Origin of the sequence: Streptomyces sp. NPDC088812 (genome assembly GCF_044750285.1) — a bacterium.
Taxonomy (GTDB): Bacteria; Actinomycetota; Actinomycetes; order Streptomycetales; family Streptomycetaceae; genus Streptomyces.
In genome coordinates this window covers 176,477-194,354 of the sequence record NZ_JBIVJP010000021.1, presented here as the reverse complement: position 1 = coordinate 194,354, position 17,878 = coordinate 176,477, and the positions used below count along the sequence as shown (strand labels likewise).

Annotated in this window: 14 protein-coding genes and 1 pseudogene; 11 read left to right on the top strand and 4 right to left on the bottom strand. The window is 71.4% G+C overall.

Annotation, left to right across the window (positions count from 1 at the left end; all coding sequences use genetic code 11):
* Positions 1–209 precede the first annotated feature (209 nt).
* On the bottom strand, positions 210–869 hold the full coding sequence (locus ACIP67_RS32185; protein WP_401696448.1) for a hypothetical protein: 660 nt from the start codon (positions 867–869) through the stop codon (positions 210–212).
* A gap of 158 nt (positions 870–1,027) precedes the next feature.
* Between ACIP67_RS32185 and ACIP67_RS32180 the strand changes: the two genes are divergently transcribed.
* The 7 genes from ACIP67_RS32180 to ACIP67_RS32150 all read left to right on the top strand — a co-directional run bounded on the left by ACIP67_RS32180 (position 1,028) and on the right by ACIP67_RS32150 (position 7,983).
* Positions 1,028–2,239: a pyridoxal phosphate-dependent aminotransferase gene (locus tag ACIP67_RS32180; protein ID WP_401696447.1), complete on the top strand. Its 1,212-nt coding sequence runs from the start codon at positions 1,028–1,030 to the stop codon at positions 2,237–2,239.
* A 114-nt stretch (positions 2,240–2,353) separates the two neighbouring features.
* Positions 2,354–2,776 carry a hypothetical protein gene (locus tag ACIP67_RS32175; protein WP_401696445.1) on the top strand — a complete coding sequence of 141 codons (423 nt, stop codon included), beginning with the start codon at positions 2,354–2,356 and terminating at the stop codon, positions 2,774–2,776.
* A 122-nt stretch (positions 2,777–2,898) separates the two neighbouring features.
* On the top strand, positions 2,899–3,483 hold the full coding sequence (locus tag ACIP67_RS32170) for a Uma2 family endonuclease (RefSeq protein ID WP_401696443.1): 585 nt from the start codon (positions 2,899–2,901) through the stop codon (positions 3,481–3,483).
* Between the two features lie 119 nt (positions 3,484–3,602).
* Positions 3,603–4,667 carry a hypothetical protein gene (locus tag ACIP67_RS32165; RefSeq protein WP_401696442.1) on the top strand — a complete coding sequence of 355 codons (1,065 nt, stop codon included), beginning with the start codon at positions 3,603–3,605 and terminating at the stop codon, positions 4,665–4,667.
* Between the two features lie 13 nt (positions 4,668–4,680).
* Complete coding sequence (locus tag ACIP67_RS32160; RefSeq protein WP_401696440.1) at positions 4,681–5,856, top strand: toxic anion resistance protein; 1,176 nt, start codon at positions 4,681–4,683, stop codon at positions 5,854–5,856.
* The gene (locus ACIP67_RS32155) at positions 5,853–7,385 is read left to right on the top strand and encodes a substrate-binding domain-containing protein (protein WP_401696439.1); all 1,533 of its coding nucleotides are present in this window, start codon (positions 5,853–5,855) and stop codon (positions 7,383–7,385) included. Before ACIP67_RS32160 ends, ACIP67_RS32155 begins: the two co-directional genes overlap by 4 nt.
* Positions 7,372–7,983, top strand: a complete 612-nt coding sequence (locus tag ACIP67_RS32150; protein WP_401696438.1) for a hypothetical protein — start codon at positions 7,372–7,374, stop codon at positions 7,981–7,983. Before ACIP67_RS32155 ends, ACIP67_RS32150 begins: the two co-directional genes overlap by 14 nt.
* Before the next feature lie 219 nt (positions 7,984–8,202).
* Here ACIP67_RS32150 and ACIP67_RS32145 read toward each other — a convergent pair whose 3' ends face one another.
* The gene (locus ACIP67_RS32145; protein WP_401696436.1) at positions 8,203–10,026 is read right to left on the bottom strand and encodes a phosphoenolpyruvate carboxykinase (GTP); all 1,824 of its coding nucleotides are present in this window, start codon (positions 10,024–10,026) and stop codon (positions 8,203–8,205) included.
* A 357-nt stretch (positions 10,027–10,383) separates the two neighbouring features.
* On the opposite strand from ACIP67_RS32145, the gene ACIP67_RS32140 reads away from it, so the two are divergent.
* The 4 genes and pseudogenes from ACIP67_RS32140 to ACIP67_RS32125 all read left to right on the top strand — a co-directional run bounded on the left by ACIP67_RS32140 (position 10,384) and on the right by ACIP67_RS32125 (position 13,185).
* The gene (locus tag ACIP67_RS32140) at positions 10,384–11,097 is read left to right on the top strand and encodes a hemolysin III family protein (RefSeq protein WP_401696434.1); all 714 of its coding nucleotides are present in this window, start codon (positions 10,384–10,386) and stop codon (positions 11,095–11,097) included.
* Positions 11,098–11,163: 66 nt separating this feature from the next.
* Positions 11,164–11,783, top strand: a pseudogene (locus tag ACIP67_RS32135) (MFS transporter); the annotation flags it as partial.
* Positions 11,784–11,787: 4 nt separating this feature from the next.
* The gene (locus ACIP67_RS32130) at positions 11,788–12,420 is read left to right on the top strand and encodes a TetR/AcrR family transcriptional regulator (protein WP_401696432.1); all 633 of its coding nucleotides are present in this window, start codon (positions 11,788–11,790) and stop codon (positions 12,418–12,420) included.
* Between the two features lie 33 nt (positions 12,421–12,453).
* Positions 12,454–13,185 (top strand): Mut7-C RNAse domain-containing protein, encoded by a 732-nt coding sequence (locus ACIP67_RS32125; RefSeq protein ID WP_401696431.1) that lies wholly within the window; start codon positions 12,454–12,456, stop codon positions 13,183–13,185.
* 54 nt (positions 13,186–13,239) lie between these two features.
* On the opposite strand, the gene ACIP67_RS32120 is transcribed toward ACIP67_RS32125, so the two are convergent.
* Both ACIP67_RS32120 and ACIP67_RS32115 read right to left on the bottom strand, forming a co-directional pair.
* Positions 13,240–15,648, bottom strand: coding sequence for a galactose oxidase-like domain-containing protein (locus tag ACIP67_RS32120; RefSeq protein ID WP_401696475.1), 2,409 nt, complete (start codon positions 15,646–15,648; stop codon positions 13,240–13,242).
* A gap of 264 nt (positions 15,649–15,912) precedes the next feature.
* Positions 15,913–17,340, bottom strand: a complete 1,428-nt coding sequence (locus ACIP67_RS32115; RefSeq protein WP_401696429.1) for an ArnT family glycosyltransferase — start codon at positions 17,338–17,340, stop codon at positions 15,913–15,915.
* Positions 17,341–17,878: the final 538 nt, after the last annotated feature.

Below are 17,878 nucleotides of genomic sequence, written 5' to 3'. Positions count from 1 at the left end.
GCCGAGAGGCAGGGCCGAGAGGCAGGGCCGAGAGGCAGGGCCGAGAGGCAGGGCCGAGAGGCAGGGCCGAGAGGCAGGGCCGAGAGGCAGGGCCGAGAGGCAGGGCCGAGAGGCAGGGCCGAGAGGCAGGGCCGGGAGGCAGGGCCGGGCCGGGAGAGCCGGGGGCCGGGCACGCCGCCAGGCCCCGTGAGCGCCCTGGCCACCGCGCCCTACCGGTTCCCCTTGGACCCGCTCGCCCCGTGCCCCTTCCCGTTGCCCTTGGCCGTAGGGGAGCCGGAGCCGGCCGTCCCGTCGGCCGTCGGCGTGTCGACCCCGGCGGTCGCCCCGGACACCGCACCCGCCGTGGTCTCCGAGACCTCCGGTGACGCGGAGCCCGACGCGCCAGCGGACGCGCCGGCGGACGCGCCGGGAGTCCGGCCGGCCCCGCCGGCGGAGCCGGACGCCGACGGGGACACCGACTCCGCCGGGGTGGCCGACTCCGCCGGCTCCGAGCGCGTACCCCCCTGTTCACCGCGTGTGCCGTCCTCCGGGGACCCGGAGGACCCCATCCCCGCGATCAGCGCGGCCACCGAGACGGCCCCCACCGCCCCCACGGCGGCCACCACCCGCCGCGACCGCCCCGACCCCGCCCCGCGAGCCGCCGCACGCCGCCGGGCCGCGCGACCGCCCCCGGCCCCGGCACCGGCACCCGCGTCGGCATCGGCATCGACATCGACATCGGGGGCGGCACCGGCGCCGGCGGAAGCCACGCGCGGCAGCTCGGCCGTCTCGTCATAGGCGATCTCCCAGCCGTGCGCGGCGGCCGGATCCCGGTACTGCTCGTACGCCGGCGCGTCCGCCGCGTCCGGGAGGTACACGTTCGGACGCACCGGGGACACCTCACTTTCACCTGGCCTGAACATGACCGTGGATTCTAGGTATCCGTGGGGCACAAGGGACAGCGGAGGGCGATAACCGCACAAACCACCCGTCTCACGTGGCGGAAAACACCCCCCGAGGAGCGTTACCGAGCCGTAAGCTCCCAGACATGCAGGTGATCCAGTCCACGAAGCTCTCCAACGTCTGCTACGAGATCCGGGGCCCGGTTCTCGAGGAGGCGATGCGCCTGGAAGCGGCAGGGCACCGCATCCTGAAGCTGAACACCGGGAACCCGGCCGCGTTCGGCTTCGACTGCCCGCCGGAGATCCTGGAGGACATCCTCCGCAACGTCTCCTCCGCGCACGGCTACGGCGACGCCAAGGGGCTGCTGGCCGCGCGCCGCGCGGTCGTCATGCACAACCAGACCCTGGGCATCGAGACCGACGTCGAGCACGTCTTCATCGGCAACGGCGTCTCCGAGCTGATCGTGATGGCGATGCAGGGCCTGCTGGACGACGGGGACGAGGTCCTCGTACCGGCACCCGACTACCCGCTGTGGACCGCGGCGGTCTCCCTCTCCGGCGGCACGGCCGTCCACTACCGCTGCGACGAGCAGGCGGACTGGATGCCGGACCTCGCCGACGTCGAGCGCAAGGTCACCGACCGCACCAAGGCGATCGTCATCATCAACCCGAACAACCCGACGGGCGCGGTGTACGACGAGGCGATGATCAGGGGCCTGACCGACATCGCCCGCCGGCACAACCTGCTGGTCTGCTCGGACGAGATCTACGACAAGATCCTCTACGACGGCGCCACGCACACCCCGACCGCCTCGGTCGCCCCGGACCTGCTGACCCTGACCTTCAACGGCATGTCGAAGGCGTACCGGGTGGCCGGCTACCGCGTCGGCTGGGTGTCGATCTCGGGCCCGCGCGCCCACGCCGACTCCTACATCGAGGGCCTGACGATCCTGGCGAACATGCGGCTGTGCGCGAACATGCCGGGGCAGCACGGCGTCGTGGCCGCGCTCAGCGGACGCCAGACCATCAACGACCTGGTGCTGCCGGGCGGGCGGCTGCGCGAGCAGCGGGACGTGGCGTACGAGCTGCTGACCCAGATCCCGGGGGTGAGCTGCGTCAAGCCGAAGGGGGCGCTGTACCTCTTCCCGCGGCTGGACCCCGCGGTGTTCAAGATCAAGGACGACCGGCGGATGGTCCTGGAGCTGCTGCGCCGGGAGAAGATCATGGTCGTCCAGGGCACCGGCTTCAACTGGCCCGAACCGGACCACTTCCGGGTGGTGACCCTGCCGACGGTCACGGACCTGCGGGACGCCGTCGGCCGGATCGCGCGGTTCCTGGACGGCTACGGCCAGCACTGACCTCGCCTCGGCCCTCACCGCCATGATCGCATAAGTCCGATTTTGCGATCAAGTCAACTTTAGACGAGATCTAAGCTAGGATGGTTTCCTGTCAGAGCACGGGAGGCCATCCTCATGTACGAACCGATCCGCACGAAGTCGGTCCACAGCACGATGGCCGGCACCACCTCCGACTTCCCCCATCGGTCCCGCGAGGAGGAGCTGGACATCCAGCTCGCGGGCCATCTCGCCGCGCTGCTCGCCGTCACCGACGAGCTGCGCGCGCAGGCACCGTCCACCGACCTGGACACCGCGGCCGAACGGCTCGCGCAGCAGGTGGCCCGGTTGCGGGGAGGACGGACGCCGGTCCGCGCGGTGACATCCGGCAGCCGTGAGGACCCCCTCACGGCACTGCACGAGCGGGCGCACACGCTCGCCGGGCGCGCCCTCGTCGTCGCGGCGTCGCGAGCCGACACCGCGGTGGCGATCCTCGCGGCGGAGCGCATGGACGCGCACACCGCCGCGCTGTCCGGCGGGGAACTGACCCCCGCCGGCTGACCCCTCCCGGGCCGGCCCCCACCCGGGGCCGGTCCTCCCCGGGGTCCCCGTGAACGGCCCCGGTCCGCGTGCACCCGCAGCGACGCGCGGACCGGGCGCCACGATCGCCCTATTCTGAAGCCATGGAGTACGCGAAGATGCGCGCCATCGCCGAAGAACTCGGGGCAGTCGCCGAGCAGCTCGAAGGGACCTGGAGCATCGAGATCGGCCCAGCCGGTCCGATACTGGCCATGATGTGCCCGTCGAAGCGTCACGAGGGCACCATCCGCCGCATCTGCAAGCAGCTGGACGTACAGCTTGCCGCCACTCACCCCGGATACGTCTGTGCGAACGGCCCCGAGATCGAGCATCCCGGACTCGGCCGGATGCGCCTCCCCGACGCCGTCGTCATCCCCGAGGACGTCCTCGACGAGGAAGGCCCGGCCGTCGACGCCACCCAGGTGCTCGCCGTCATCGAGATCGTCTCGCCGTCCAACCCGAACAACGACTACGTCGAGAAGCTCGCCGACTACCCCGCCATGGGCATCCCCCACTACCTGATCGTCGACCCGCGCACCGGGACCGTCGAGGTGCACTCCGAACCCTGCAAGGGCCGCTACACCGGCAAGGAGTCCTACATCTACGGGGACGAAGTGCCGTTCGGCCCCTGGACGGTGGACACCTCCGAGTTCCGCCGCTACGGCAGGCTCGGCAGCGTCGCTCACTGACCTTCTGCCACCCGCGCGAAGAGGAACTCCGCCCTCCCGTTGCGTTCCGGGGCGCCCCCTTCACCCCCCGTTCACCCGGCTCCCCCAGGAACGACCCGTTCCGCGAGCACGCTCCCCGCGTGAGACGTATCGCAGGAATAGTCCTCGCGGTGCTGCTGATCGGTGGCGTGGTGGCCGCCGTCGTCGCAGGCCGGGACAACGAGGCGACAGGCACGGCAACGAAGACCGTGCGCATGGTCATCGGGTCGGAGAAGGCGGAGTTCTTCGCGGACCCGGACGTGGTGGAGGCCCTCGCCGCCAAGGGCTACACCGTGCAGGCCGAGACCTCCGGGTCCTGGGCCATGGAAGGGCTGGACCTCGAGGGGTACGACCTCGCCCTGCCCTCCAGCCAGGCACCGGCCGTCGAGCTGGCGGCCAAGTACAAGGTGACGGGGACCCTCCCCCGCCCCTTCTACTCGCCGCTCGTCGTGGTGGCGCACAAGAACGCCGCCGAGGTGCTCGCCGGCAACGGCCTCGCCACCCTGGACGCCGAGCACCGGGGCACGTTCGAGATGGCCGCCTACCTCGACGCGGCCCGCGCCGACCGCACCTGGCAGCAGCTCAAGGGGGCCGACACGTACGGTGAGCTGACGGGCACCCTGTACCTGTCCAGCACCGACCCGGAGACCTCCAACTCCGGTGCCCTCTACCTCGCCGCCGCCTCCTACGTCGCGAACGAGGGCAAGGTCGTCGCGAGCGACGCCGAGGTCGACAGGGCCGGGCCGCTGCTGCACAAGCTGGTCAGCGTGCAGGGCGCCCAGCAGTCCAGCACGGACGCGGCCTTCCGGGACTTCGTCAGCGGCGCCGGCAACCCGCTCGTCCTCGTCTACGAGTCGCAGGTCGCCGCCCTCCTCGCGGACGGACAGCAGCCCGACGACCTGGTCGTCCTCTACCCCGACACCACGGTCAACAGCGACCACACCGCCGTACCGCTCGCCGAGAACGGCGAGGCCGTGGCCGGACTCCTCGCCACCGACCCGCGGCTGCGCGAGCTGGAGGTCCGGCACGGATTCCGCCCGCAGGGCGACACCGCCGAGTTCGCCTCGGCCGGCACCTACCTCAAGCAGCGACTGACCGGCGTCCGCCAGGCGCCCGTGCCCACCTCGAAGGTGCTGCACGAGCTGGCGCGACGGGCGCGCGGATAAGGGGGACACCACCATGAGCACGACCGACGACACCTTCACCCTCACCCCGCCCGAGCCGGTGGCCGCCGTGCCGCGCGAGAAGGCCGGCGGACTCGTCCCGGTGGACGACGGGGTACGCACCGACATGGCCGCCAAGGCCGCCGCGTACGTCGAGTCACTCGCCGTCCTCGACGCCCGCTCACCCGAGTTCGCCGGCAAGGTCGGTGAGATCACCGCGCTCGGCGCCGGAGAGATGCGCACGGCCGCCGCGCAGTCCAACCGCATGCTGGAGCGGACCGTCCGCAGCCTGCCCGACCAGGGCGGTGACGCCCAGTCGCAGGTCGCGGGCTCGCTCGTCGCACTACGGCGGGTGGTGGAGGACCTGGACCCGCGCGACCTGTCCGCGAACAAGGGACGCAGGTTCCTGTCCCGGCTGCCCGGCGGCAACAAGCTGCGCGACCACGTCGCCAAGTACGCCTCCGCGCAAGGAACGTTGAACAGAATCGTGGGGTCGCTGCGCGGCGGACAGGACGAACTGCGCCGCGACAACGCCGCGTTGCAGACCGAGCGGGTCCGCCTCTGGGAGACCATGGGCAAGCTCCAGGAGTACGTCGTCCTCACCGACGCCCTGGACACGGCCGTCGAGCGGCACATCACCGGCGTCGCGGGCACCGACCCCGAGCGCGCCGACGGTCTGCGCGCCGACGTCCTCTTCCCCGTCCGGCAGAAGCACCAGGACCTGCTCACCCAGCTCGCGGTGTGCGCGCAGGGCTACCTCGCCATGGACGTCGTACGCCGCAACAACGACGAGCTGATCAAGGGCGTCGACCGGGCGGCCACCACGACCGTCTCCGCACTGCGGATCTCCGTGATGCTGGCCTCCGCCCTGGACCACCAGAAGAAGGTCATCGAGCAGGTCGACGCGCTGCGCGGGACGACCGAGGACGTCATCCGGGGCAACGCCGAGATGATGGCCACGCAGAGCGGGGAGATCCAGCGGATCGCCGCCGACCCGGCCGTGGGCACCGAGACCCTGCGCGCGGCCTTCCAGCAGATCTACCGCACCCTCGACACCATCGACAGCTACAAGGTGCAGGCGACCGAGGCGATGGCGGCGACCGTGGAGAGCCTGACCGCGGAACTCCAGGGCGCGAGCACCTACCTGGAGCGCAGCTGGTCGCGGGGCCCGCTGGACGGAGGCCTCGGATGAGACGGCCCCTGCTCGCCCTGACCGCGCTCGCCCTGCTGCTGACCGCCTGCACCGGCCAGGAGCGCGAGGACGACCCCGCCGCCCCCGCGCCCGGCACCCTGCGGGTCCTCGCCTCCAGCGAACTCGCCGACATGGAACCGGTGTGGGAGCAGGTCCGCGAGGACACCGGCGTCACGATCCGGCCCACCTACATGGGCACCCTGGACGCGGTGAACCTGCTGGCGGAGAAGAGCGCCGACGCGCGCTACGACGCCGTGTGGCTGTCCTCCAACGACTACCTGCGGCTGCGGCCGGAGGTCGCGGAGAAGGTCGTGTCCGAGACGCCGGTGATGTCCAGCCCGGTCGCGCTCGGTGTGAAGACGCGGACGATGAACGCGCTGGGCTGGACGCCGGAGAACGTCACCTGGTCGCAGATCGAGCAGGCCGTCCGGGACGGCGGGCTGACCTACGGCATGACCGACCCGGCCCGCTCGAACTCCGGCTTCGCCACCCTGATCTCGGTCGCCTCGGCGCTCTCCGGCGCCCAGTCCGCGCTCACCGACGCGGACGTCACGAAGGCGAGCCCGCGGCTGAAGGAGTTCTTCGCCGGGCAGAAGCTGACGTCGGGTTCGTCGGGCTGGCTGGCGAGCGCCTACCGGCGGCGCGGTGACGTCGACGCGCTGCTCAACTACGAGTCGGTGCTCATGGGCATCCCGGGGCTGACCGTGATCCGGCCCAAGGACGGCGTGGTCACCGCCGACTACCCGCTGTCCTCCCTGGCCGCGACCGACGCGACGACCCGCGAGGACGTCAGGAAGGTCGCCGACGCGCTGCGCACCCCCGGCGTCCAGAAGCTGATCACCACGCGGACCCACCGCCGCCCGGTCGTCGCCTCCGTACCGCCCGCGTCCGGACTGGACACCACCCGACGGCGCGAACTGCCCTTCCCGGGCAGCCGTTCGGTGGCCGACGGACTGCTCGACGCGTACGAGAACGAACTGCGCCGGCCCTCCCGGACGGTGTACGTCCTCGACACCTCCGGCTCCATGGAGGGCGACCGGCTCCAGGGGCTCAAGGACGCGCTCACCGGTCTCACCGGCGACTTCCGCGACCGCGAGGAGGTCACCCTGATGCCGTTCGGCTCGGACGTGAAGAGCGTCCGCACCCATGTCGTCAGCCCCTCCGATCCGGAGACCGGGCTGGCCGCGATCCGCGAGGACACCGAAGAGCTGGAGGCGGACGGCGACACCGCGATCTACACCTCGCTCCAGAAGGCGTACGACCACCTGGGCACCGGCCGGGACACGTTCACCTCGATCGTGCTGATGACCGACGGCGAGAACACCGCCGGGGCGGACGCCGGGGACTTCGACGACTTCTACCGGAAGCTGAGCGGCGCGCGGCAGGACATCCCCGTCTTCCCCATCCTCTTCGGCGACTCCGACCGCTCCGAGCTGGAGCACATCGCCGAGCTGACCGGCGGCCGCCTCTTCGACGCCCAGGAGGGCTCGCTGGACGGCGCCTTCGAGGAGATCCGTGGCTACCAGTAGGTTCACCGGGTTCACCGGATACCTGGAGTCCCGCAAGAACATCACCGGGAGCCTGTGCGGGCTGGCCGGCCTGGCCCTCACCTTCGCCGGGGTGGCGGGCCCGTACTGGCCGGTCGTGGTCGCCGGGCTGTACGGCGCGGGCGCGCTGATCGCCCCGCCGGAGCGCCCGCCGGTGCCGGACTTCCCCGACCCGTCCGCCCAGCTCGACGAGGTGCGCGCCGACTTCGGCCGGCTCCGGGCCTATCTGGCGGACGTCGACCTGCCGCCCGCCGCCGCGGGCCGGCTCACCGAGCTGACCGGGCTGCTGACCGCGCTGCTGGACCCCGGCTGGGTCACCGAGCTGCTCGCGCAGGACCCGGAGGCCGTCCACGCGCTGTCCCGGGCCGTGCGGCAGGACGTCCCGGAGGCCGTCGACACGTTCGTCCGGACCCGGTGGTGGACCCGGCTCGCCCCCGGCCAGGAGCCGCCCGAACGGCACCTGGAGAAGCAGCTGACGCTGCTCCAGGAGGAGGCGGAACGGCTGGCCGCGGGCTTGCGCGAGACGGAGGCGCGGCGGCAGGAGTCGCACACCCGGTACCTGGAGGACCGGTCGCAGTGAAGTCCCGGTGAAGGGGGCGGGGCGGGCGAAGGCCTGCCGCCGTCCTTCCCGTCGGGGCGGACGGGAGGGACGACGACAGGCCCAGGGCCTCGCACGCCGTTGTGCGAAGCCTCGCCGGTCTGTGGTGCTCACCGCGGCCGGCCGTGACGATACTGCTGGTCAGGGCACGATCGGAGCCGGCCGCGGCGTCTTGGGTGGGCCGCTGGGCCCAGGGGCCGCTCAGCCCAGGCGCCGCACCAGCGCGCGGTACTCGTCCCACAGTTCCTGGGGCGTGTGGTCGCCGAAGGTGTTCAGGTGCTCCGGGACGAGCGCGGCCTCCTCGCGCCACACGTCCCTGTCGACGGTGAGCAGGAAGTCCAGGTCGGAGTCGGCGAGGTCGAGGCCGTCGGTGTCGAGGGCGTCCTTGGTGGGCAGTACGCCGATCGGCGTCTCGACGCCCTCCGCCGTGCCCTCCAGCCGCTCCACGATCCACTTCAGGACGCGGCCGTTCTCGCCGAAGCCGGGCCAGACGAACCGGCCCTCGTCGTCCTTGCGGAACCAGTTGACGTAGTAGATCTTCGGGAGCTTCGCCGGGTCCTTGTCCTTGGCGACGTCGACCCAGTGGCCCATGTAGTCGCCCATGTTGTAGCCGCAGAACGGCAGCATGGCGAACGGGTCGCGGCGCAGCTCGCCGACCTTGCCCTCGGCGGCGGCGGTCTTCTCGGAGGCCACGTTGGCGCCGAGGAAGACGCCGTGGTTCCAGTCGAAGGACTCCGTCACCAGCGGTACGGCGGTGGCGCGCCGGCCGCCGAAGAGGATCGCCGAGATCGGCACGCCCTTGGGGTCCTCCCACTCGGGCGCGATGATCGGGCACTGGGCGGCGGGCACGGTGAAGCGGGCGTTGGGGTGGGCGGCCGGGGTGCCGGACTCGGGCGTCCAGTCGTTGCCCTTCCAGTCCGTCAGGTGGGCCGGGGTCTCCTCCGTCATGCCCTCCCACCAGATGTCGCCGTCGTCGGTCAGCGCCACGTTGGTGAAGACCGAGTTGCCCCACAGCGTCTTCATCGCGTTGGCGTTGGTGTGCTCACCGGTGCCGGGCGCGACGCCGAAGAAACCGGCCTCGGGGTTGATGGCGTACAGCCGGCCGTCCTCGCCGAAGCGCATCCAGGCGATGTCGTCGCCGATCGTCTCGACGGTCCAGCCGGAGAGCGTCGGCTCCAGCATGGCGAGGTTCGTCTTGCCGCAGGCGCTCGGGAAGGCCGCGGCGACGTACTGGGACTCGCCCTGCGGCGGGGTCAGCTTGAGGATGAGCATGTGCTCGGCGAGCCAGCCCTCGTCGCGGGCCATGACGGAGGCGATGCGCAGGGCGTAGCACTTCTTGCCGAGCAGGGCGTTGCCGCCGTAGCCGGAGCCGTAGGACCAGATCTCGCGGGTCTCCGGGAAGTGGGAGATGTACTTGGTCCGGTTGCAGGGCCAGGGGACGTCCTGCTCGCCGGGCTCCAGGGGGGCGCCGAGGGTGTGCACGGCCTTGACGAAGAAGCCCTCGGAGCCGAGTTCGTCGAGGACCGGGCGGCCCATGCGGGTCATGGTGCGCATGGAGACGGCCACGTACGCCGAGTCCGTGATCTCGACGCCGATCGCGGAGAGCGGGGAGCCGAGCGGGCCCATGCAGAAGGGGACGACGTACATCGTCCGGCCGCGCATCGAGCCGCGGAACAGGCCCTTCTCACCCTGGAAGATCTCCCGCATCTCGTCGGGGGCCTTCCAGTGGTTGGTCGGGCCGGCGTCCTCCTCCTTCTCGGCGCAGATGAAGGTGCGGTCCTCGACGCGGGCGACGTCGGTCGGGTCGGAGGCCGCGTAGTAGGAGTGGGGGCGCTTGATCGGGTCGAGTTTGCGGAAGGTGCCCTTCTCGACCAGTTCGTCGCAGAGCCGCTGGTACTCGGCCTCGGATCCGTCACACCAGACCACGTTGTCCGGCTGGGTCAGTTCGGCGATCTCGTTCACCCACGAGATCAGGTCCTGGTGCTGGGTGGGGATGACGGGGGGAGCCGCGATGTCGCGCGCCACGATTGCTCCTAGGTGAGGGATTTTGTCCTTGTCTGCCCCGTGGGGGCCGCGACCCGGATGCTTCGCAGCGAGCTGCTGAGCGCTCATCCGGTGTCGACCGCACTCATTTGATCATCCGACGCCTCAGCGCATCTGTCCAGAGGGCGTCACAGATGAGCAGGGTGAGCCTCGCCACGCGTACCCCTCGGAGCGCCGGCCCATGCATCCACCCCGCCGGCCGACGTCACCCGCCCCCACCACCGACCCCTCCCCCGCCCCCTCGGCGACCCCTCGACAGCCGTGAGATGATGGCCACGGCGGCGATTCATCTCGCCCCACTGACCCATAACTTACGGTCCCGTAGGTACGATGCCAGTCATGACTGCGTCCGCCCCCGACGCGCCCAGGGACACGCAGGCCGACGGCCGCGGTCCCGTCGCGCTCTCCCTGCCGCATCCGGTCAAGCCCAAGCTCCGCGGCTGGCTGCACCTCGGCATGTTCCCGGCCGCCCTCATCGCGGGCCTCGTGCTCACCGCGCTCGCCGACTCCCCCAGAGGCCGCGTCGCCTGCGGCATCTACGCCCTCACGGCGTGCCTGCTGTTCGGCGTCAGCGCGCTCTACCACCGGGGCGACTGGTCCCCGCGCATGGACGGCGTCCTGCGCCGCCTCGACCACGCGAACATCTTCCTGATCATCGCGGGCACCTACACGCCGCTGACGATGCTGCTCCTGCCGGGCAGCAAGGGACAGTGGCTGCTGTGGGGCATCTGGGCCGCCGCGGCGGCGGGGATCGTCTTCCGCGTCTTCTGGGTCGGCGCCCCGCGCTGGCTCTACACCCCCTGCTACATCGCGATGGGCTGGGCGGCCGTCTTCTTCCTGCCCGACTTCATGCGCGCGGGCGGGATCGCGGTCCTCGTCCTGGTGATCGTCGGCGGCCTCCTCTACAGCGCGGGCGGCGTGATCTACGGCATCAAGCGCCCGAACCCGTCACCGCGGTGGTTCGGCTTCCACGAGGTGTTCCACTCCTTCACGCTGGCCGCGTTCATCGCGCACTACGTGGGCATCTCGCTGGTCGCCTACCAGCACGCGTAGACCTCCTCCGACACCCCGACCCCCCTCAGGGCCACGGCTTCACACCGTGGCCCTTTCTTCTTGGGCCCCCGGATGGGCGGCCTGATGGTCGCCGCGCGGGCCGCGCAGCCGGTCGTCGCCCGGTTCGGGGCGCGAGCCGTGGTGAGCGCGGGCCTGGCGGTGCCGGCCTTCGCGGCCCTCCTGGGCTGCCGTACGACGGTGGACTCCGGGTACGGCTTCACCGCGCTGTGGCTGAGCGTCGCCGGCGTCGGGTTCGGCTTCCCGATCGTGCCGGCGATGTCCGGCGCCCTCGGCACGCTGCCGGCCGACCGCGCGGGCAGCGGATCGGGGCTGCTGATGCCCCTGCGTCAGGTGGGCGCCGCCATCGGCATCGCCGTCCCGGGCAACCTGCTGTCCGCCGCGTTCCGCGACCGCCTGGACGTCACCGGTCTGCCGTCCGGGGCCGCCGACGCCGCCGGGGACTCCGCGGTCGCCGCGCGGGTGACCGCCGAGCGGGTGGGCCGGCACCGCTCGCCACCTCCGCGAACACCGCGTACGTGCACGGCATGACCGTGGTGCCGGTCGTGTGCGCGACCGCCGCCCTGGTCTCGGCGCTGCTGGCGGCGGCCTTCCTGCCGGGTACGTCGCGCCGTGCGGAAAGCGGCGCCCCTGACGTGGTCGCGTCGACGGCGGATGCCCGACAATGACGCCATGACGGCCGCACGTTCCCCCCTCACCTCCGCCGACCGACCGCAGCCCGGACTGCGTGAGCGCAAGAAGATCAAGACGCGGGAGGCGATCCGCGCCGCGACCTACGCGCTGGTCGAGGAGCAGGGGTACGACGCCACGACGATCGAGCAGATCGCCGAGCGGGCCGAGGTGTCGCCGTCGACCGTCTTCCGCTACTTCCCGACCAAGGAGGACATCGTCCTCACGGACGAGTACGACCCGGTCCTGCTGGAGGAGGTACGGTCCCGGCCCGCCGACGAGCCGTGGCCGGACACGATCCGGACCGTGATGCGCGAGGCCGTCCGCACGGGCGTGGACGCGGACCTGGAGGTGGCGCGGCTGCGGACCCGGCTGATGGTCGAGGTCCCGGCCGTGCGGTCGCGGATGATGGAGAGCATGTCGGTCACCGGCCGCCTGCTCTGCACCGCCATCGGCGAACGCACCGGCCGCGCCCCCGACAGCCTGGAGGTCCGGGTCTACGCGATGGCCCTGATCGGCGGTCTGATGGAGACCTCCCTGTACTGGGCGGAGAAGGGGCACCAGGACGACTTCACCTCCCTCGTCGACCGCACTCTGCTGGTCCTCCAGCACGGACTGCCCCGGGAGAACCCCTGAGGTCCCGCCGCTCCCCCGTGCCATCCTGACCGGGTGAGCACACCCGAGATCCACCTGGCCGTCGCCCCCGAGCTGGCCCTGTTCGTCCCGCACGCCCGGCGCGTCGGCGCCCACGCCCTGGCCGTCGACGGGGTCTCCACCCTGGGGCATGTCGTCGAGTCCGTCGGCGTGCCGCTGACCGAGGTCGGTGCGCTGGTCGTCGACGGGCGCGAGGTGCCGGTGTCGCACATCCCGGCGCACGGCGAGTCGGTGAGCGTCCGTCCGGTCGAGCGCCCCCAACGGGTGCCGGGCGCCCCGCTGCGGTTCCTCCTGGACGTCCATCTCGGCACCCTCGCCCGCCGGCTGCGGCTGCTCGGCGTGGACACGGCGTACGAGTCGACGGACATCGGCGACCCGGCGCTGGCCGCCCGTTCGGCGGCCGAGCGGCGGGTCATGCTCAGCCGCGACCGCGGTCTGCTGCGCCGCCGTGAGCTGTGGGCCGGGGCGTTCGTCTACAGCACCCGCCCCGACGACCAGCTCCGTGACGTCCTGGACCGGTTCGCGCCCGTCCTGCGGCCCTGGACGCGGTGCACCGCCTGCAACGGGCTGCTGCGCGAGGCCACCAAGGACGAGGTCGCCGACCAGCTGGAGCACGGCACGCAGCGGTCGTACGACGTGTTCGCGCAGTGCGGGGAGTGCGGGCGGGCGTACTGGAAGGGCGCGCACCACGAACAGCTGGAGGCCATCGTGGAGCGCGCCCTTCAGGACTTCGCGGGGGAGCGCTGACCCGGGCTGCCGGGGGAGCGCCGACCCGGGCTGCCGGGCGAGTGCTGACCCGGTCTACTTCTTCTTCGCATCACCCTTCCCGCAGGCGGTGCCGTCCTTGTTCCGGTCCAGGCCGTGGCGGTCGCGGCCGGCGACGGTGAGGCCGGTGCCGTAGCCCTTCTCCTCGAGCCAGTCGCACCGCTCGGCGACGGTGTTCACCTTCTTCGGGAAGGTCCACGGCACGCACTGGCTGATGGTGCCGTAGGAGTGGTCGCAGCCGTCGTACCCGGCGGGCATCTCGTGGCCCTCGTGGCCCTGGTGGTGCTGGACGTCGCTCTTGGCGGTGCTCTCCGGGCTCACCGTGGTCTTCTCGCTCACGGGGACCTCCGTCAGGTCCTCCGCGAACTCCTGCACCCGGGCCGCGGCGACCTGGCCGTCGGCGCCGACGCGCACCCACTTCGACACGGAGGGGACGCCGTTCGCGTCCACCACCGACAGCATGTACCAGCCGGGCGGCGCCAGGTTCGGGTTGCTGGTCAGGCTGAGGTCGATGGTGTTCCCCTCGACCGTCATCGGCAGGTCGACGTAGCGCTGGTTGGGGTCGGAGGAGTGGGTGATCGCGGCCGGCCGGATCAGGGACGCCTTCACCACCGGCCGGTCGACCGTGATGCGCTGCGAGGTGCCGTACGCCCACTCGGTGTCGGCCACCGAGGTGATCTGCGGCCGGTCGCCCTTGAACAGGTACGGCGGCTGGTAGATCGACACCCGCTGGTCGAAGGAGCCGTCGCCCGGGTTGTCGCCGACGCTCAGGACACGTCCGTCGGGCAGCAGCAGGGACGAGGAGTGGTAGGTCCGCGGGACGGGGTCGGTGGCCAGGCCCGGCTGGAACGCGTTGGTCGCCGGGTCGTACATCGACGCCTCGAAGACGGGGTCCTCGCGGTAGGTGTGCAGGGCGCCGCCGGTCTCCAGGACCTTGCCGTCCGGGAGGATGACGGCCGACACGTACACCTTGCCCTGGTCACCGGTCTGCGCGGTGCCGTCCTGGTAGTGGCCCTGCGGCAGATCGGGGCCGGGCACGTACTGCGGTGAGTCGGCCTTCAGGTCGATGACGTCGGTGAGCCGGTGCGCGTCGGGCGCGACGGTGTGGTTGCCGCCGCCGACGGTGATGACCTTCTGGTCCTGGGCGGGCGGCAGCAGCACCGACATCGACTGGTCCCGCTCGTCCTTCTTGCGCAGGCCCGGTACGTCGGCGATGGTGCCGGCGTCGTAGTCGTAGACGGAGGCGCCGGTGCCGGGCAGGCCGTTGCCGAAGACATGGCTGCCGGTGTAGAAGAGGCGGCCGTCCTGGAGCAGGATCATCGACGGGTACAGGCCCCAGAACGTCCAGGCCTGCTTGGCCTCGCCGAGCGGCAGCCACTTGTTCTGGGCGTAGGAGAAGTGCTCGTTGACGACCGTGCCGGAGGAGTCCTCGGCGAGGCCGCCCAGGGAGATGACGTCACCGTTGCCCATCGCGGTCGCCGACGGGTACCAGTGGCCCGCCAGCATGTCGTTGACCTTGATGTACTGGTTCAGGTCCGGGTCGAAGACGTAGCTGGAGCGCAGGCCCTTGTAGCCGACGCTGCCGTCGGGCTCGGCGTAGTCCTTGTTGCCGCCCATGACCAGCACGCGGCCGTCGGGGAGCTGGACGTGTCCGGCGCAGAAGAAGTCCTCCGGCGTCGGGATGTCGGTGTAGGTGCCGGCCACCGGGTCGTAGACGGACGTCTTGAAGGTGCCGGCCGCGAACATGTCGAGGTCGTTGCCGGAGCCGGCGATCAGCAGCACCTTGCCGGTGTGCAGCAGCACCGAGTGGATGGCCCGGACCGGCATCTCGGTGGTCTGGACGGTCCACTCGCCCCTGCACTCCGGTCCCGTGCCGCCCGTGGTGCAGGGGTCGGGGTCGGAGGGGACGGTGGCGTCCGTCATCGCGTAGTCGTCGGTGGTGAGGGTGCCCACGCCGTAGAGGGCGCCGCCCCAGGTGATCCGGTCGGTGTTCGGCGGGATCACCGGGGTGCGGACCTCGGTACGGGTCCAGCCGGCCGACTGCTCCAGGGTCTTGAGGTCGGTCCAGTAGACCCAGCCCTGGACGGTGTCGTGGCGGAAGAGGGTGAACGCGACGTCCGGCGTCGTCGACCGGTACCAGAACGACAGGTCGTACTGGTGGTCCTCGGTGACCTGCGGGGCGCAGGAGTTCTCCAGCATCATCGTCTTGCGGTCGCCGTCGGCGCGCCGGGTCAGCTCGATGCGGACGGCGCGGCTGCCGGAGTGGGCGTCGTCGGTGACGGTGAAGGTGAAGTCGTTGTCCCCCCAGCCCGACTTCTCGAAGCACTGGGGGAACTGGGAGGGCCCGTCGAGGATCTCCAGGCCCGGGTTCTTCACCAGGTTGGTCGCGGCGGTGGCGGGCTGGACGCCCAGCGGGCCGAGCCCGAGGGCGGCGGCGAAGAGCATGAGGGCGGTCAGCAGCAGACGTGTCGTTCTCCCGCGGGGCAGCGGCCGCCACCGTCCGCCACGCGCTGGTCTTCGGGCTCCGTACATGATGTTTCCCCCCTTGTTCACGGCTCCCTGCGACGCAGGCGGTGCCGGTCCCCGGCTGCCCTGCGGTACAGGTGGTTCCGGTCACGGCCCCCTGCGACGCAGGCGGTGCCGTTTCCCGGCGCTCCCTGCGACGCAGGCGGTGCCGGTCCCCGGCTGCCCTGCGGTACAGGTGGTGCGTCAGGCGTCGTTCTCGATGCGGAGGATGTCGATCCGGCCGCCGCCCTCGCCGAAGGTGGCGACCGGCGTGCCGTGCGCGAACAGGGCGCGCAGGGTGGGCAGGTGTTCGCGCTCACCGCGCAGGGCCGCGGTGGACACCACGTAGTCGATGTCCCGCCAGCCGTGCGGCAGCGTCCTGGTGACCGCCGGGTCCTGGTCGAGCTTGTAGTGCCAGATGACACCGGTGCCCGGGCGGTAGCCGGCGTCGACCGCGTCGAGCCACAGCACGCCGTCGGTGACGACACGGACCTCGGAGCGGTCGCCGACGGGGGTCTCGCGCAGCCAGCGGGCGGCGTCGTGGTAGACGCCGTTGTCGTCGGCCCGCGTGGCGGCGCGGTCGCGGTCGTACCAGTGCGGCCCGGCGAGCAGGGCGGCGGCGGCCACGGCCGCGACGGCGGCCGCGGGCCGCAGGTGCGGTTTCCCGGGCAGCCGGGCGACCAGGGCCTGGGCGGTCCCGGCCAGGGTGAGCGCCAGGAACGGCAGCACCTGCACGATGTACATCTGCGGCAGGTATCCGCCGGGCCGCAGCGCCACGAGGGCCAGCACCAGCACGGCGAGGGCGGCCGGCCGCAGCCGGCGGACGGCGAACGCGCACAGGGCCGCCACGCCCCCGCCGACCAGCAGGTACGGGTCCCGGTCCAGCCAGTCCGTGAACAGCTGGTGGGCGTCGGTGCCGTCCTCGAAGGCCGATCCGCTGCCCTCGCGTCCGCCGAGCTGGAACTTGAGCGTGCCGAGCAGCGACACGTGTCCGGCGCCCGGGAACAGCTCGCCCTTGAGCAGGGCGTACAGCGGGTAGAACAGGCCGGTCAGGACGAACCCGGAGCCGAAGCCGGCGAAGGAGAACTTACGGGTGCTGGGGTGGCTGCCCTGCCAGAGGGTGACCAGCAGCACGGGCAGCAGGACCCCGATGGTCTCCTTGGAGAGCACCGCGACCGCGAACGCCGTGCCGGCCGCGACGTGGTGCCACAGGTGGCGGCGCGGGGACAGGGCGAAGGCGAAGGACACCAGCACCCACAGGACGGCGATGTTGTCCAGGTAGATCTGCCGGTGCAGCACCACGGCGAGCGGCGACAGCGCGTACAGCAGCATGGCCGCGGCGGCCGTGGGCCGCGCCAGTCCGAGGCGCCGGCCGATCACGTAGACCAGGACCGTCGCCGCCGCGGCCACCGGCAGCATGGCGATCCGCCCCTGCACGAAGGTGGGCACGTCGGGCAGGAGCCAGTTCGGCAGCCAGGAGACGCCGGCGAGCTGGATCCAGCCCAGCGGCGGGTGGTCGTACCAGTAGGTGTAATGCGCGAGTTCACCGTGCTGTACGGCCCACGCCTGCGCGAGATACGTGCCCTCGTCGTCATTCGGGAATGGGTAATTGCCGATTCCGAGGATCCTCACCAGGAGGCCTACCACGAAAACAGGCGCAACCCAGAAAACATCTTTCCGTAACACACTCCCGCGTATGGAGGTGCGCCCTTCACCGGAATCACCGGACCCCGGACGGGAAACGGAAGAAGAACTTTCGGAAACCTGCGCCTCGGACGCATCACGCGCACGCGTGTGCGGTATGGCGGTCCCCATGCGGAATCCCCCCACCCATTTCTGGGCCTGATGGCAGCCGGGGGCCTCCCCCTTGAAACCCCCCGGAATCAGGCATGCCGGAGCATCATGACACAGCTCGGGACCCAACATGAGCAGAACCTGTGATTCCGTTTGAGGCGGGGATCATCACGGCGAGGCCACATTGCGACGCAAAAGCCGAACCTGCTAACTTCGGCCCTACTTTGCTCGTGAGCCCGAATTGATCATGCGCGAAAACTCCGGACAACCGGAGGAGAGCGGACTGGGAACCGGCTGGGGGAACCGGATCCTCGCCGAGGGCCGTCACCGATCACGAGCACCTCTGGAAGTCCCGTCGGCCGGGGGGCCGCAGACG

What these genes read in the sequence shown, in the direction of transcription:
- ACIP67_RS32180 (WP_401696447.1), top strand. Translation starts at nt 1,028, where the DNA reads ATGCAGGTGATCCAGTCCACGAAGCTCTCCAACGTCTGCTACGAGATC.
- ACIP67_RS32175 (WP_401696445.1), top strand. Translation starts at nt 2,354, where the DNA reads ATGTACGAACCGATCCGCACGAAGTCGGTCCACAGCACGATGGCCGGC.
- ACIP67_RS32170 (WP_401696443.1), top strand. Translation starts at nt 2,899, where the DNA reads ATGGAGTACGCGAAGATGCGCGCCATCGCCGAAGAACTCGGGGCAGTC.
- ACIP67_RS32160 (WP_401696440.1), top strand. Translation starts at nt 4,681, where the DNA reads ATGAGCACGACCGACGACACCTTCACCCTCACCCCGCCCGAGCCGGTG.
- ACIP67_RS32155 (WP_401696439.1), top strand. Translation starts at nt 5,853, where the DNA reads ATGAGACGGCCCCTGCTCGCCCTGACCGCGCTCGCCCTGCTGCTGACC.
- ACIP67_RS32140 (WP_401696434.1), top strand. Translation starts at nt 10,384, where the DNA reads ATGACTGCGTCCGCCCCCGACGCGCCCAGGGACACGCAGGCCGACGGC.
- ACIP67_RS32130 (WP_401696432.1), top strand. Translation starts at nt 11,788, where the DNA reads ATGACGGCCGCACGTTCCCCCCTCACCTCCGCCGACCGACCGCAGCCC.
- ACIP67_RS32120 (WP_401696475.1), bottom strand. Translation starts at nt 15,648, where the DNA reads ATGCTCTTCGCCGCCGCCCTCGGGCTCGGCCCGCTGGGCGTCCAGCCC.